General features: G+C 67.9%; 1 protein-coding gene. It reads left to right on the top strand.

Features of this window, described 5'->3' with window-relative positions; translation table 11 throughout:
- Window positions 1-151 precede the first annotated feature (151 nt).
- Window positions 152-823 (top strand): LuxR C-terminal-related transcriptional regulator, encoded by a 672-nt coding sequence (locus ACFVH5_RS44360; RefSeq protein ID WP_384801093.1) that lies wholly within the window; start codon window positions 152-154, stop codon window positions 821-823.
- Window positions 824-1,358: the final 535 nt, after the last annotated feature.

Raw genomic sequence — 1,358 nt, 5'->3', positions numbered from 1 at the left:
TCAAAAGATTGCGCCGTTCCCCGCGCCCCTGGATGGGGCGCGGGGAACGGCGCTGCCGGCCACCGCGAGGGGAAACGTGCCGCGCACAAGCCCCGATGCTGGGATGCTGGGTGCGGACGTATGTGCGGGACGGGCTGGGGGGCCAAGAATCGTGGAGGACAGAGTGCGCGTGGTCATCGCCGAGGATTCAGTGCTGCTGCGGGAGGGCCTGACCCGGTTGCTGACCGACCGCGGGCACGACGTGATCGCCGGCGTCGGGGACGGGGACGCGCTGATCAAGACGATCACGGAGTTCGCGGCGCAGGACGCGCTGCCGGACGTCGTCGTCGCGGACGTCCGGATGCCGCCGACCCACACGGACGAGGGCGTGAAGGCGGCCGTGCAGTTGCGCAAGCAGCATCCGGGGCTCGGCGTCCTGGTGCTGTCGCAGTACGTGGAGGAGCAGTACGCCACCGAACTGCTGGCCGGTTCCACCACCGGTGTCGGCTATCTCCTCAAGGACCGGGTAGCCGAAGTGCGGGAGTTCGTGGACGCGGTCGTCCGCGTGGCCCGCGGCGGCACCGCTCTCGACCCCGAGGTCGTCGCGCAGCTGCTCGGGCGCAGCCGGAAGCAGGACGTCCTCGCGGGGCTCACCCCGCGCGAGAGGGAGGTCCTGGGGCTGATGGCCGAGGGACGGACCAACTCCGCGGTCGCCCGGCAGCTCGTGGTCAGCGACGGCGCGGTCGAGAAGCACGTGAGCAACATCTTCATGAAGCTGGGCCTGTCCCAGAGCGACGGGGACCACCGGCGCGTCCTCGCGGTCCTCACCTACCTGAAGTCCTGAACCGTCCGACGTCTCGATCTGGCCGAAGTCCTGAACTGGCCGAGGTCCTGAACTACCTGAAGTTCTGAGCCACCTGATGTCCCGGGAAGCCGACACTGTGCCAGGGTTCCGTGTCGGGGCCCGCGTCAGAGGTACAGCGTGGTCCGAGTGTGAGAACCGAGAATGTGTACGGAGCGTCTTCACAGGTAACTCCGGGGGGCGGAGCAATCGTGGCAAAACAGGATGTACGACAGTCTCGAAACGGCGTCCGTCATGAGAGCTTCCCGGGGCGGGCACCCCTTGCCGACGTAGGGTTGGGCCCGGGGTGGAGGCCTGCGGGAGGGCCTCACCCGGACAGCCGCCTCGAAGGAGGTTCACTTCAGTGACCAGTCAGGTCAGCAGTCCAGCTGAGCAGGCCGACGGAGCCGTCGTAGGAGAACAGCGCAAACCGGCGGGTGAGAAGGACGTACGCCGGCTCGATCGGGTGATCATCCGGTTCGCGGGGGACTCGGGTGATGGTATGCAGCTGACCGGGGACCGTTTCACCTCTGAGACG

This window comes from Streptomyces sp. NPDC127119 (assembly GCF_042677425.1).
GTDB lineage: Bacteria > Actinomycetota > Actinomycetes > Streptomycetales > Streptomycetaceae > Streptomyces.
The sequence above is the reverse complement of the archived record's forward strand: the minus strand, read 5'-3'. Positions and strand labels throughout refer to the sequence as shown.